The following is a 12,598-nucleotide window of genomic DNA, read 5'->3' as shown; positions in this document are numbered from 1 at the left end:
ACCGCCGAACACACATTAGAGAAGCCCCCCAACCAGTACTGGTTGGGGGGCTTTCTCGTACCCAAAACACCCCCCGAAAGCACCCCCGACTTCGAGCGAACGGTACTTTCGTCGCCTCAGATCGACCGAACGCACCGTTCGCACCATCAAAGGGGCGGGGAGCACCCCCGCCGGCACCCCGGCATGGAGTGAACGACACTCTCACCCTCCTCAACGAGGGGAACGGTACGTTCACACCATCACTGAAAAGCGTGCGCGCACCACAGGTCTCGTCAGTCGAAGGTCAATCTCGACACCAACCTGCCACGGAACCCGTCGAGCGTGGCTAGGCTCGGAAGAGGTGCCCCGTGTGATCGGGCCCACCTCACCTGTGCACGCGTGATGACTACGGAGGCTTCGATGACCGATATTCTCGACCGCACCAAAATCTATGTTGATGGCGCCTGGATCGAATCCACTGGCAGCGGTCGGATCGACGTTCTCAATCCGGCTACCGAAGAGCTGATAGGAACTGTCGCCGAAGGCACTGTCGAAGATGTCGATGCGGCCGCGAAGGCAGCACGAAAGGCTTTCCCCGCTTGGTCTGCACTATCCGGCGGCGAGCGAGCCGAATATCTTTCCAAAGCCGCGGCGATTATTGCCGAACGTACCGATGATCTTGCGGCGCTGGTTTCGCAGGATATGGGCATGCCGATCGGATTCGCGAAGCCCGTGCAAATCGGAATGCCGCTCGCGAATTTGAATGCATTTGCCGAATTGGCTCGCACTTATGATTTCGACGCTCACGAGGTCGGGAATTCGCTGATTGTTCGCGAACCTGCGGGTGTTGTCGGCGCTATCACTCCCTGGAACTTCCCGCTCCACCAAGTTGTCTTGAAGGTTGGCGGTGCGCTCGCGGCGGGCTGCACCGTGGTTCTCAAGCCCACCGAGGTTGCGCCACTCATCACGTACGCTCTCGCTGACATCTTCGACGAAATTGGTTTGCCTGCAGGTGTATTCAACCTGGTAAGTGGCTACGGCCCGGTAGTGGGTGAAGCCATCGCCGGCCACCCGGAAGTCGACATGGTCTCCTTCACCGGGTCGACTCGGGCAGGCAAGCGAGTGGCCATCGTTGCCGCGGACACCATCAAGAAGGTCTCGCTGGAGCTGGGTGGCAAGTCGGCGAACGTCATTCTCGACGACGCCGATCTCGAAAAGGCTGTCACGGACGGCGTCGCAAAGTGCTTCATCAACTCGGGCCAGACCTGTTCGGCGCTGACGCGTATGTTGGTTCCCGCGGAGAAGGTGGATGAGGCAGCGGCAATTGCTGCTGCGGTCGCCGCTCATTTCCCGGTAGGTGATCCGACTCAGCCGACTTCGGTGCTTGGTCCTCTGGTGAACGCGAATCAGCTGGGACGCGTTCGCGGATACATCGAGAAGGGTGTGTCGGAAGGTGCCACCGCGGTTGTCGACGGTCGCGAAACCGGTCTGGCCAGTGGATATTTCGTCGGTCCGACGGTGTTCGCGAACGTGACCGAAGACATGACCATTGCGCGCGAGGAGATCTTCGGACCGGTCCTCTCGATCATGGGCTACAAAGACGAGGCCGACGCAGTGCGGATCGCTAACGGCACCGAGTACGGACTGGCCGGTGGCGTTTGGTCAGGTGACCCCGATCGCGCGGATCGCGTCGCACGGCAACTGCGTGCCGGGCAGGTCGAGGTGAACGGCGGCGCCTTCAACACGAATGCTCCGTTCGGTGGGTACAAGCAGTCGGGCGTCGGGCGCGAGGCCGGCACGTTCGGGCTCGAAGAGTTCCTCGAGATCAAGGCGATTCAGAGATAGTTTGTTCGAGAATGGCGATGCTCCCGTACCAAGTGCGGGAGCATCGCCATTTTTGTACCCGGATCAGGACTTGGCGGCATCCAAATGCTGAGCCGAGATGTTCGCCAGATGTGTCAGGTCCGAGGCCACGGTCGCGAACGTGTAGCCCTCCCCGAGCCGTTGTGCCGCAACCTGACCGGAAGGTGTGTGGATTCCCGCAGCGACTCCGCTGACGGCGGCAGCTTCGCGCACCCTGGTGAGCGCTGATTCGAATTCCTCGGCGACGTCCGGATCGTTGGAGTGCTTACCTCCGACGGCGATTCGTAGGTCGGACGGCCCGACGTACACGCCGTCCAATCCGGGCACTGCGCAGATCTCTTCGACGTTCGCCAGACCCTGTGGGGTCTCGATCATCGCAAATACAACGGTGTCGCGGTTCGCGTCGGCGGGAACGGGGCCGATACGGAGTTGCGAGCGCATGGGTCCGTAGGAGCGGATGCCGAAAGGCGGATACTTGGCGGCTGCCACGGCGGCCGCTGCCTCTTCGGCGTTGTTGATCAGCGGAACGATGACGCCCACAGCGCCCGCGTCGAGTGCACGGCCGATGGGTGTCGGATTGTTTGCCTCGACGCGCACCATCCCGACGGTGGACGGTGACGAGTCGATGGCGGTGAGCCCGGCGACCATCCCCGAATAGCCGATCAGGCCGTGCTGCATGTCGAGGGCAATGTAGTCCCAGCCGACGTGCGCGATCCATTCGGTCGAGATCGGGCTGTCGATGACGGACCAATATCCGAGTATGCGTTCGCGTCCTCGGATGCGTGCGGCGAATTCCTGTGCTGACATAGTGAAGAACTCTTCCTGATGAAGGTCGGGTGTTTCAGCGGTTGTAGTTGGGCATGGGGCCTCGTAGGGCGGCACCGACGAGATCACACTCTTCGACGGTCGAGGCGTCGAGTGGACCTCGCCCGATGGCCGCGATATTGGATTCGAGGTGCGTTACTTTGGATCCTCCGAGGAGCAGCGATCCGGCGACGGGCTTGCTGACCAGCCAGCGCAACGCAAGCTCGGTCAGGGAGATGCCCGACTGCTCTGCGATTGCCGTCAGTTGAGCGATCGCGTCGAATATCTGTGTGTTCCAGTATCGCTCCTTGTACATCGACGCAAGACGTGAGTCGCCGAATCGGCCGTCGGCGGGACTTTCGTCGAAGGTGTGGCGCCCCGTGAGCAGACCCCCACCGAGTGGGTTGTAGACCATGGTGGTCAGTCCGGTCACGTCCGCGAATTCTGCGTATTCTTCTTCGATGCGACGCGCGAGCAAGTTGTAGAGCTGCTGTGCGACGATCGGTCGGGGAGCTCCGACTGTGTCTGCGGTGTAGTTGATTTCACTGATTTGCCACGCTGCGAAGTTGGATACGCCGAGTGTGCGGATCTTGCCCTCGGCAACCAGTTCCGCGACGGTGGTGAGAGTTTCGGTCAGCGTGACGGTTCGGTCCGGCTGATGGAGATAGAACAGGTCGACGTAGTCCGTGTCGAGTCTGCGCAGGCTTCCTTCGACGCTTGCTCGGAGCCCCTCTGTCGAGAGTGGGCTGTTGTCGCCGGCATCGGGATGCGGCATTCCCGCTTTGGTGGCCAGAGTGACGGAATCGCGTCGGCCGTGGAGCAGCTTTGCCAGCATGCGCTCGGACTCGCCGCCCGCATAGCCGTTGGCCGTGTCGATGTGAGAGATACCGGCGCCTAGTGCTGCGTCGAGCATCGATCCGGCGCCCGATATGTCGACCGTGTCTCCGAATGTCATGGTGCCGAGCACCAGTTTCGGAAGCTCGAGTGGGGCGGTCATCAGGCAACTCCTCGTGATTCGGTCTGCTTGGCTAGCAAGTTCTTGGACAGGGCTGCCACCACGTGGCGTGGTTTGATGCCGACCATGGTGGTGGGATCGAGAGCAGCGCCTCGTAGTGCGCGGGTGTACGGCTCGCGCGGACTGGCGAGAACTGTGTCTGTGGAACCGGATTCGACGATGGTTCCTTTCGACATCACGACTAGGGTCTCGCTGATTTCTCGGACGACGCCCAAGTTGTGTGAGATGAAAACGTACGTCAGACCGGTATCGGCCTGAATTTCACGTAGGAGCTCGAGTACCTGCGCTTGCACCGACACGTCGAGAGCGCTGGTCGCTTCGTCGCAGACCAGGATCTCGGGTCCGCTGGCAAGTGCACGAGCAATTCCGATGCGCTGACGTTGGCCTCCTGAGAACTCCGCCGGACGCCGGTGTAGTGCCGAGCTGGGCAAGCCAACGCGATCGACGAGTTCTGCTGCTGTCTTTGCGCGTTCAGACTTGCTCCGAACACCTTTGAGGCGCAGTGGTTCTCCGATGATGTCCTCGGCAGTCAGATGAGGGTCGAGCGATCCGTACGGATCTTGGAACACCATTTGAACGCGAGAGCGGTAGGGGCGCAGCGACTTCTCCGACATCTGCGCGATGTCATTGCCGTCGACGAGAATGCGTCCACTGGTCGGTGTGAGGAGTCGGACGATCGATCGAGCGATGGTCGACTTGCCACATCCGGATTCGCCGACGATGGCCAAGGTCTTGCCCTTTTCCACCGAGAAGCTCACAGCATCCACGGCTCGGAAAACTCCGTCGGGAACCGGATACTCGACCACGAGATCTTCGACGGCGAGAAGTGGCGTTTCGTGGCGGGTCATGCCGAGGCTCCGATCTGTGTTGAACGGGCGGGGTCGCCGTCCCAAGGCCCCAGTTGAGGTATGGCGTCGAGAAGCTTTTGTGTGTAGGCGCTTTGCGGTGAGTCGACGAGAACGTCGGCACTACCGGTCTCGACAAAACGTCCGTCCTTCATCACGTAGATGCGATCGGAGACCAACCGCGCAACTCCGAGATCGTGAGTGATGACCAGCATTCCGATCCCGGTGCGCTCCTGCAACTCGAGCAGAAGATCCAGAATCCCGGCCTGAACGGTTACGTCCAGTGCGCTGGTGGGTTCGTCGGCCACGATCAGTTCGGGGCCGGCAGCAAGAGCGCCGGCGATCAGGACGCGCTGCAACATTCCACCCGACAGTTGATGCGGGTACTTGTCGAGTTGCTGATCCGGATACGGAATGCGTACCTGCTCGAGCAGTTGCACTGCCCGCTCGATTTGTTGCTTCTTCGCGGTCACACCGCTGTGGCGCACTGCTTCTCGAAGTTGGCTGCCGATGGTGTGGACGGGACTCAGAGCCGTCATCGGGTCCTGGGGGATGAGCGCGATGTGTTTTCCGCGAATATCGTTCAGGATCTTCGTGTTTCCGAGAATGTCCTGACCCTTGAACACGGCTTTCCCGGAAAGAACCGCAAGATCGTCCGGAAGCAGTCCGAGAATCCCCATGGCTGTCGTCGACTTTCCGGAGCCGGATTCACCGATGATGGTGACGGTTTCACCGGCGTCGATGCAGAAGGACACGCCGTCGACGGCTCGGATGACGCCGTTCGCCGTGACAAGTTCGATCTGGAGATCGTCGACCCGTAGTAGATTTCCCATGTCTCACGCCTTCGCTTTCTGGGCGCTGCCACGCCCGAACAGGCTTGCGCCCAGTCGTTTCGAACCTGCAGGACGATCGCGCAGACCATCGCCGAGTAGGTTCACTCCGACGACCAGCAGCACGATCATCAGACCGGTCAACGTGACGATCCACCATGACGTGGTGATGTAGTCCTGGCCGTCGGCGATGATTCGTCCCCAGGTAGCGAATGGACGTTGCGGTCCGGCGCCGAGGTAGCTCAACGAACTTTCCAGCAGTACGGCCTGCGCGAGCAGCAGCAGGACGACGAGCGATGCCTGCTTGACGATGTTGGGAATGACGTGACGAAGCAGGATGGCCATGCGGGTAAGTCCGAGGACTCGAGCTGCAGCTACGTAAGGCTTTTCGCGTTCGACGAGTACCAATGAGCGAGTCAACCGTGCGACTTCGGGCCACTGTGCGATCGCGATGACAAACGTGATGACGGGAATGGACGGGCCGAACAGCGCAACAACGAGAAGCAGCATCATCAGCAGAGGCAGAGAAAGCTGTGCTTCGAGTAGGCGGGAGATCACGGTGTCGACCCAACCACCGAAGTACCCCGCGGCGGATCCGGCGACGATGCCGATGACGCCGGAGACGATCACGGCGAGAATACCGATCGTCAGAGACACCTGGCCGCCGTGCAGGATCCGTGAGAGCAGATCTCGTCCCAACTGATCGGTGCCGAACAGATGGCCGTCGGTGAGGGGCGGTAGCCGTCGACTGCTCAGGTTGGTCTGGTTCGGATCTGCAAGGGGGAGCAGCCCGGCCAATGCAACAGGAAGAATCACCAGGAGCGCGCAGATCGAGCCGGCCCAGATCTTGACTCGGCTGTCTCGCTTACGGCGCGTGGCTCCGGCGCGTGCGAAGTCTGCCTCGGTGACCGCGCTGGCGCGTGGAGTTGTTGGAGGTTCCAAGACGGTAGTCATTAGTTGGCGCCCTTTCCGAGTCGCACGCGTGGATCCAGGAGGGGGTAGAGGAGGTCCACTGCCAGTTGCACGAGCACGGCGAGAACCGCGGTGACAAGTACGGTGGCCTGGATGAGCGGGTAGTCGCGAGTCTCGAGTGCGCGGACCACCAGCGAGCCGACACCAGGCCAGGCGAACACGACCTCGACCACCACGACGCCGTTCAGCATTCCGGCGAATCTGGTGCCCAGCGCGGTGATGATCGGAATCGCCGAATTACGCATCGCATATCGCCAGGTGAGTTCGCGTTCCGATACTCCGCGAGAGCGTGCGACGGTGATGTACGGAGAAGCGAAGGCCGAGACCATTTCGCGTCGAACCATCCGGGAGATCAACGCGATCTGAAGGATGGCGATGGTGACGGTAGGCAGGATCAACGACGGCCACGTGGTGAAGCCGGCTGCCGGGAGTACTGGGATCAAGACCGCGAAGATCGTCACCAGCATCAGGCCGCTCCAGAACTCCGGCATGGACTGCCCGCCGACGGCTACGACGTTCGCACCGAGTTCACGTCTGGTGTCCGCGTGACGGGCCATCCACACGCCCAGCGGAATCGAGAGCACGGCGGTCAACAGAATGGAGCTGACGGCAAGGGTGATGGTGTACGGGAGACGGCCGAGGACAGCGTCCATGGCCGGCGCCTGGAACGAGTACGACGTGCCGAGATTCAGGTGGACGAGGTCCCACAGGTAGATCAGGTATTGGGAGAACACCGACTTGTCCAAGCCCATGTCAGCACGGATCTGTGCGAGATCCTCGGTGCTGGCCAGCGGTCCGGCCAAGGCGTAGGCAGGATCGCCGGGTGCCATTCGGATCAGGACGAACACTGTTGTGAGCGTGAGGAAGATCGTCAAGGCACTCTGTGCCAGACGTTTGAGCACGTATTTGACGGTCGGGTTGATCCTTGTGCGTCGACGCGGAGAGATTCCGAGAGCGGTTTGCGGTTTCGGAGCGGTGAGAGTCATCGCCTCAGGCCTCCAATCGGACGGCGCCGAGGTCGTAGGAGTTGATTGGGGTCAGTGAAACATTTTGTACACGAGTGCGTTTCGCAAGGAGTGCGTTGGGTACGAAGCTCCACAGGCAAGGCCAGGTGTTCCAGATGTCTTGTTGTGCGGCGTCGAGTAGAGCGGCGCGCTTGGTCGGGTCTGGTTCACTGGATGCGGCTTGGATCTTCGCGGTGATTTCGGGGAAGACGTACCCGTGATAGGTGTCGCGAGTTGCTTCCTTCTCCGCTGTGCCGGCGTACATCCCCTGCAACGTGGTCAGTGCAAGTCCGGTCTGGTTGCCGTAGCCGTTGCCCAGCACATCCCAGTCGCCGGTCTTGCCCTGGCGCCAGGACGAGATGTCACCGCCCGGTTCGAACTGCTGGAGTTTGACGCGTACTCCCACGGCCTTCATCATTTCGAGTACCGATTCCATCACCGAGACGTCGTTGGTGAACTCTCCGGTTTCCCAGATGAAGGTGAGTTCGAGGTCGTCGGCACCTTCGGCCTCGAGCATTTGCCGCGCTTTCCGTGGATCATATTGGTAAGTACCGGTTTTCACGGCTCCGTCCAAGGTCGACGGTGCGGGGCCGGTGGCCGGGACTGCGGAACCGATCAGCACGTCCCGAGCGAGTGACTCACCGTCGATGGCATACGTGAGAGCTTCTCGGACACGCGGATTGGACAGTGGGTGATCGGCGGGCTTGCGGAAGTTGAAGAACAGTTGGTTGATGCGTGTGCTCGGTACTGTGTCCACCTGGACACCAGGCAGATCGGCGAGTTGTTCGGCGGAATCGGGACTGATCGAGTCGATGACGTCGACCTCGCCGCTCCGAAGCGCGACGACGCGGCCGGCCTCTTCGGGAATGAAGCGGACCTGAACACGACGAACGCCGGGGGCCGGGCCCCAGTAGTTGTCATTGGCGACAAGTGTGTAATCGCCGGTGCCCCGGTTCGATTCGCTGACGACGAACGGTCCCGACCCGATTCCGCTCTGCAGTTCGTTGGGTTCGTTGGCAGCGGCCGGGGTGATCAAGATGTTGGACATGAGCGAGTCCAGAACCGGCACCGGGGAATTCGTCCGAAGGATGAAGGTGCGATCGTCGATGGGGACGACCGTCGGCCACTCGGGGAACTGCGGTGCGACAAACGATCCGCTGACCTGCTGGTACATCTGCATTGCCGTCGTGACGTCGTCGATCAGCACAGGTGTGCCGTCGGAGTAACGGATGCCCTCGCGGAGTCGAACCGTCCACTCGGTCGGGCCGGTCGATTCGAACCTGTCAGCGAGAACGAGTTGCGGTGTCAGATTGTCGCCGATCCGGGTGAGACCTTGTCTGACGCCACGTTGAGCCGTGACTGCTGCGTCGAATTGATTGAGTTTGTTGTCGAGGCTGACGAGCGAGCGGTTCAGCCCGAGCACCAGGGTGTCCTGTGTCGGTTTCCCGGTAGGGCCGGCGCACGCGGCAGTCGTGCCCAGAAGCGTTGCGCCACCGATCAGCCCGGTGAACTGCAGAAAGGATCGCCGGGAGAGCTGTGGTGTTCGCAAACGAGTATTGGTCATCGGTGACCTTTCGATCCTGACGGGGCAGCGTGGGGGCGACGCTCCGAGCGGACTGTTGGTGAACAATCGCGTCGGGCTCTCGCTTGTAACTCAGCTCACAATGGCACTGTTGCGCACTTCGCGCAAGTCCCGTAACTTCGATTGCGTACTTCGCGCATCGGTTGCGATGCTGTGCATACTCGATTCAGACCGAAAGGGGGTCGAGGAATTCGATGAAACCGCTGGTAATCATCGCTGATGATCTTTCCGGAGCAGCGGAGTCGGCCGCAGGATTTCTGCTCCGCAGTTCGGGCATATCGCTTCGGCTCGGCCCAGATGCGCCCGACGGATCAGGAGTGACGGTTTTCGATCTGCACTCACGGCGATCCGACCCCGCCAGAGCCTCTCGGGACGTGAGATCAGTTCTGCAATCGTCTGACGGCTCCGAGATCGTCAAGAAGATCGATTCCCTGCTCAGAGGCAACATAGCAGCGGAGGTTGGAGAACTCTCCCGCGACGGATCTCCGGTCATCGTCGCCGCCGGACTGCCCAGACAAGGGCGCACAGTGCAAGACGGCGTGGTGTTGGTCGATGGGGTTGCGTTGCACTCCACCGACCTGTGGCGCGCGGAGTCGAAGCCGACTCCTCGGTCGATTGCAGAGGCGCTCGGCCCGTCGGCAATCACTTCTGGCGTATCGCTGGATGACATTCGCTCCGGGCGTTTGAGCCAGGTTCTTGCGTCGATCTCAGAAGCCGGGTCGGTGGCGATCTGCGACGTCGAGACCGAGAGTGATCTGGAACTGATTGTGGCTGCAGCACAGGAGGTTCGGGGTTCTCGATTGGTAGGAACCTCGGCGCTCGCGATGGCAGTGGCACGACGAAGAACCGTGCAGTCACCCGTCGCGTGCCCATCTCTTCGTGTTTCTCGATTTACCTTGGTCGTCGTGGGGACGGCGGATGCGTCTGCCGGGGACCAAGTGGCATTGCTTCGGGATTCAGGGGCGCATCATATCGAAGTGAACAGTGCTGAGCTGCTGGCGCATTCGGTCGATCCGCTTCCGATTCTGAACGCACTGGTTCGCGGAAACGTCGTGGTTTCGGTAAGTGGACCTGTCGTGCCTGCAGAATCCGTCCACCTCGTTTCGGCTCTCGCCGATCTGATCGCTGCCGTCGATGCAGGATTCTCCCACGACGAGTACCCGATCGACCTGGTACTTACCGGTGGCGAAACCGCGCGCAGCGTTCTCGACCGCCTGCGGATCGACACGCTGTCACCGATTTACGAAATCGAACACGGCGCCGTACTTTCCGTCGATCGCACCGGACGGTACATCGTCACGCGGCCAGGCAGTTTCGGGAATGCACACAGTCTTTTCTCCATAACGAAGTTTCTCGCGCACCCCACCCCGGTCGCCGCTCCGGACAGTCCACCTTCAGTTACTCCTTCAGACAACGAGGTCAATCCCATGTCAATCGAATCCACTCCACTGCCGCTGATCGCTGTCACGATGGGCGACGGCGCCGGCGTCGGACCGGAAGTGATCGTCCCCGCACTCCTCGACGCCGAAACGAGAAAGCGTTGCCGCCCTGTTGTTGTCGGCGACGCGAAGCGTTTGCGATTGGCTGCCACGGTGCTCGGAATCGACGTCGACGTGGTCGCGATCGAGGAGATCAAGGATGCTGAATTCATCGATGGACGGATCAACGTCATCGACCTGGACTTGCTACCCGAGGATCTCGCCTGGGGTGAACTGTCGGCAGTCGCGGGGGATGCGGCCTATCAATATATCCGCGTCGCAAGCGAACTCGCCGTACGCGGTGAAGTCCAGTCGATCTGCACGGCGCCGCTGAACAAGGAAGCGCTGCATGCGGCAGGACACATCTATCCCGGACACACGGAATTGCTTGCGCACCTGACCGGTACCGAGGAGGTGTCGATGATGTTGTCGACCCCCAAGCTCAAGGTGATTCACGTGACCACTCACATCGGACTGCTCGATGCAGTTGCCAGGATCGAGCCCGGCCTGGTCGAGAGGACCATTCGTCGAGGTCACGAAGCTTTGGTGCGCACGGGCAATCCATCTCCGAAAATCGGCGTGTGCGGGATCAACCCGCATGCGGGGGAGAACGGGCTTTTCGGGTACGGAGAGGAAGAGCAGAAGATCATTCCCGCCGTCGAACTCTTGAAGGCAGAAGGAATCGACGTCCACGGCCCACTGCCGGCGGACACGGCATTCTTCCTCGCTGGACGTGGGGACTACGACTTGATCGTTGCGATGTACCACGATCAGGGGCACGGCCCGGTCAAGGTTCTCGGGATCGAGGCCGGCGTCAACATCACCGTCGGGTTACCTGTCATCCGTACCTCCGTCGATCACGGAACCGCTTTCGATATTGCAGGTAAGGGCATCGCCGAGGCCGGTAGTATGGTCGAAGCGCTGCGGCAGGCGGCCGAATTGGCAACCAGCACATTCGTTTCCAAGTAAGCACCAGGGTTTGTAGGGGGGAGGAACGATGGCCATCCGGGAGTCGGAGGCGAGGCGGTCGGAGATTGCGAGGCTCGCTCGCACCAGCGGTCTGGCCAGTGTCGAGGATCTGTCTGCCCAATTCGGGGTGACTGCATCCACGATTCGTCGCGACCTGAGTCAGTTGACTGCCCAGGGAGTAATTGCCCGAACGTACGGCGGGGCGATTGCTCTCAACCCTCATCCGGAATCCTCCTTGCGTCAACGCGCAATGGAGGGATTCGACGCCAAACGGGGCATCGCCGAATGGGCTGCTGAGCAGGTTCGGCCCGGGGAAACCGTACTTCTTGATGCAGGTACCACCGTCGGAGCGATGGGAGAGTTCTTACGTCACGTGACGAATTTGACGGTGATCGCTGCAGGGCTTACGGCGCTCGAGGCGTTAGCCGACGCTGATGGCGTTCGAGTCGAATGTCTCGGGGGGACCCTGAGGCAGCTCAGTCAAGGATTCGTCGGGCCACTGGCGGAAGCGTCGCTGCAGCGGGTGTCGTTTGACAAGGCATTCCTCGGTGCCGATGCAGTTACGGCTGACCTGGGTATTTGTGAAGCTGAGCTCGATCAGACCCGGCTCAAGGAAATGATGATCGAACGTGCCGGCGAGGTCTACATCCTCGCCCACTCCGCCAAGCTCGGTGAACGTCCTTTCCATGCGTGGGCGCCGATACCGCCGGGGGCCGTGCTGGTTACCGATGCTGCAGTAGACGCAAAGCAAGTCGCGTTGTTCGAGGATGCAGGTATCCGAGTCCAAGTGGTGTGAGTTCCCGCTGCGTGCCGATCCGGGCACGGTGTCCGGCGTCACATGATGTCCGAATTCGTGAAAATCGACTGAAACGGGCAATCTTGCTGGGGAAATGGATACCTCTGAGTCTCTGACCTGTGGATTTGTCAAAGACTTCGGCGGACGCGTAACTTATTCCAAGTCAGAGCGACACGGACACCGACTCCCGCCTTCACGGCGAGTGACACGAGGTTGTACGAAGTGCCTGACCAAATTTCGAAGTAGTTTCCATCGTGTATGGTTGTGCTTCACCTCCAGTTCTTCCCCGAATGTTCAGCGGTTTGCGCCGGTGACCAGGTTGGGATAGGCTGGGAAAGTTGCCCCGGAGCGGCGGCCATAGGGTCGTGGTGATGGTGTGTGCGTGTTCTTTGAGAACTCAACAGTGTGTCGATGAATGTCAGTGCCAAAATTTTTTTGGTACTTCACATCCGCGAATGATC

10 protein-coding genes are annotated in these 12,598 nt (G+C 60.8%); 3 read left to right on the top strand and 7 right to left on the bottom strand.

Translation table 11 applies throughout. The annotated features are described in order from the left end of the window. Nucleotides 1–399: 399 nt before the first annotated feature. Nucleotides 400–1,824 (top strand): aldehyde dehydrogenase family protein, encoded by a 1,425-nt coding sequence (locus tag G9U53_RS32915; RefSeq protein WP_007732506.1) that lies wholly within the window; start codon nt 400–402, stop codon nt 1,822–1,824. 63 nt (nt 1,825–1,887) lie between these two features. Here the strand turns inward: G9U53_RS32915 and G9U53_RS32910 are convergent, their stop codons facing one another. Genes G9U53_RS32910 through G9U53_RS32880 form a run of 7 tightly spaced genes read right to left on the bottom strand, consistent with a single transcriptional unit; the run spans nt 1,888 to nt 8,876 of the window. After that, the gene (locus G9U53_RS32910; protein ID WP_007732505.1) at nt 1,888–2,649 is read right to left on the bottom strand and encodes an aldolase/citrate lyase family protein; all 762 of its coding nucleotides are present in this window, start codon (nt 2,647–2,649) and stop codon (nt 1,888–1,890) included. A 34-nt stretch (nt 2,650–2,683) separates the two neighbouring features. Continuing rightward, nucleotides 2,684–3,643, bottom strand: a complete 960-nt coding sequence (locus tag G9U53_RS32905) for an aldo/keto reductase (RefSeq protein WP_042926594.1) — start codon at nt 3,641–3,643, stop codon at nt 2,684–2,686. Next, nucleotides 3,643–4,509 (bottom strand): ATP-binding cassette domain-containing protein, encoded by an 867-nt coding sequence (locus G9U53_RS32900; RefSeq protein WP_054782031.1) that lies wholly within the window; start codon nt 4,507–4,509, stop codon nt 3,643–3,645. The genes G9U53_RS32905 and G9U53_RS32900 overlap by 1 nt, the downstream gene beginning before the upstream one ends. Continuing rightward, on the bottom strand, nt 4,506–5,339 hold the full coding sequence (locus G9U53_RS32895) for an ABC transporter ATP-binding protein (protein WP_007732500.1): 834 nt from the start codon (nt 5,337–5,339) through the stop codon (nt 4,506–4,508). The genes G9U53_RS32900 and G9U53_RS32895 overlap by 4 nt, the downstream gene beginning before the upstream one ends. A gap of 3 nt (nt 5,340–5,342) precedes the next feature. Then, the gene (locus tag G9U53_RS32890; RefSeq protein ID WP_003941426.1) at nt 5,343–6,290 is read right to left on the bottom strand and encodes an ABC transporter permease; all 948 of its coding nucleotides are present in this window, start codon (nt 6,288–6,290) and stop codon (nt 5,343–5,345) included. Continuing rightward, a complete protein-coding gene (locus tag G9U53_RS32885; protein ID WP_082845814.1) occupies nt 6,290–7,294 on the bottom strand; it encodes an ABC transporter permease in 1,005 nt (334 codons plus the stop codon). The genes G9U53_RS32890 and G9U53_RS32885 overlap by 1 nt, the downstream gene beginning before the upstream one ends. A gap of 4 nt (nt 7,295–7,298) precedes the next feature. Continuing rightward, the gene (locus G9U53_RS32880; RefSeq protein WP_007732494.1) at nt 7,299–8,876 is read right to left on the bottom strand and encodes an ABC transporter substrate-binding protein; all 1,578 of its coding nucleotides are present in this window, start codon (nt 8,874–8,876) and stop codon (nt 7,299–7,301) included. 212 nt (nt 8,877–9,088) lie between these two features. On the opposite strand from G9U53_RS32880, the gene pdxA reads away from it, so the two are divergent. Both pdxA and G9U53_RS32865 read left to right on the top strand, forming a co-directional pair. Continuing rightward, nucleotides 9,089–11,341, top strand: a complete 2,253-nt coding sequence (gene pdxA, locus G9U53_RS32870; RefSeq protein WP_063316766.1) for a 4-hydroxythreonine-4-phosphate dehydrogenase PdxA — start codon at nt 9,089–9,091, stop codon at nt 11,339–11,341. Nucleotides 11,342–11,369: 28 nt separating this feature from the next. Next, nucleotides 11,370–12,137, top strand: a complete 768-nt coding sequence (locus G9U53_RS32865; RefSeq protein ID WP_003941419.1) for a DeoR/GlpR family DNA-binding transcription regulator — start codon at nt 11,370–11,372, stop codon at nt 12,135–12,137. The last annotated feature ends 461 nt before the right edge of the window (nt 12,138–12,598 follow it).

The sequence above is a fragment of the Rhodococcus sp. D-46 genome, assembly GCF_011290655.1.
GTDB classification, from domain to species: Bacteria; Actinomycetota; Actinomycetes; order Mycobacteriales; family Mycobacteriaceae; genus Rhodococcus_F; species Rhodococcus_F qingshengii.
The sequence above is the reverse complement of the archived record's forward strand: the minus strand, read 5'-3'. Positions and strand labels throughout refer to the sequence as shown.

Excerpts from the sequence above, each read along its gene's own strand:
- G9U53_RS32910 (WP_007732505.1), bottom strand. The coding sequence starts at position 2,649 with ATGTCAGCACAGGAATTCGCCGCACGCATCCGAGGACGCGAACGCATA.
- pdxA (WP_063316766.1), top strand. The coding sequence starts at position 9,089 with ATGAAACCGCTGGTAATCATCGCTGATGATCTTTCCGGAGCAGCGGAG.
- G9U53_RS32900 (WP_054782031.1), bottom strand. The coding sequence starts at position 4,509 with ATGACCCGCCACGAAACGCCACTTCTCGCCGTCGAAGATCTCGTGGTC.
- G9U53_RS32905 (WP_042926594.1), bottom strand. The coding sequence starts at position 3,643 with ATGACCGCCCCACTCGAGCTTCCGAAACTGGTGCTCGGCACCATGACA.
- G9U53_RS32865 (WP_003941419.1), top strand. The coding sequence starts at position 11,370 with ATGGCCATCCGGGAGTCGGAGGCGAGGCGGTCGGAGATTGCGAGGCTC.
- G9U53_RS32895 (WP_007732500.1), bottom strand. The coding sequence starts at position 5,339 with ATGGGAAATCTACTACGGGTCGACGATCTCCAGATCGAACTTGTCACG.
- G9U53_RS32885 (WP_082845814.1), bottom strand. The coding sequence starts at position 7,294 with ATGACTCTCACCGCTCCGAAACCGCAAACCGCTCTCGGAATCTCTCCG.
- G9U53_RS32890 (WP_003941426.1), bottom strand. The coding sequence starts at position 6,290 with ATGACTACCGTCTTGGAACCTCCAACAACTCCACGCGCCAGCGCGGTC.
- G9U53_RS32915 (WP_007732506.1), top strand. The coding sequence starts at position 400 with ATGACCGATATTCTCGACCGCACCAAAATCTATGTTGATGGCGCCTGG.
- G9U53_RS32880 (WP_007732494.1), bottom strand. The coding sequence starts at position 8,876 with ATGACCAATACTCGTTTGCGAACACCACAGCTCTCCCGGCGATCCTTT.